The 661-nt window shown below is 50.8% G+C and carries 1 protein-coding gene; it reads right to left on the reverse strand.

The features are described 5' to 3' along the window. Window positions 1–661, reverse strand: a 661-nt coding sequence (locus tag EHW67_RS20410; RefSeq protein ID WP_394343594.1) for a hypothetical protein, incomplete at both ends; no start/stop codon positions are given.

Raw genomic sequence — 661 nt, forward strand, 5'->3', positions numbered from 1 at the left:
GCAATGGCATCAAAGCTGGACCTATCTACCCAGGCCACAGTACCCACTGCATCCGTAACCAATACCTTGTCGTTTCCTCCCGAAGCCACGTCCTCTGTTAGGATAGTTCCGTTCAATATGTTTTCTGTCTGAACCGCGTTGTCCGCCAATTTTGCATTGGTAACAGCATCGGCACCCAATTTCACGGTGGTCACTGCGCCATCAGCCAGTTTGGCCGTTACTATGGAAAGATCTTCTACCTTGAAAGGATCCGCAGCAGTTCCTACACCGGTAATCGTTACCTGGTCCGCAATGGCATCAAAGCTGGACCCATCTACCCAGGCCACAGTACCCACTGCATCGGTAACCAATACCTTATCGTTTCCTCCCGAAGCCATGTCCTCTGTAAGAATGGTTCCGTTCAATATGTTTTCTGTCTGTACCGCATCATCGGCCAATTTTGCATTGGTAACAGCATCGTCACCCAATTTCACGGTGGTCACCGCCTTATCGGCCAGTTTGGCCGTAACTATGGAAAGGTCCTCTACCTTGAAAGGATCCGCAGCAGTTCCTACACCGGTAATCGTTACCTGGTCCGCAATGGCATCAAAGCTGGACCTATCTACCCAGGCCACAGTACCCACTGCATCCGTAACCAATACCTTGTCGTTTCCTCCCGAAG

This window comes from Arenibacter aquaticus (assembly GCF_003957295.1).
GTDB lineage: Bacteria > Bacteroidota > Bacteroidia > Flavobacteriales > Flavobacteriaceae > Arenibacter > Arenibacter aquaticus.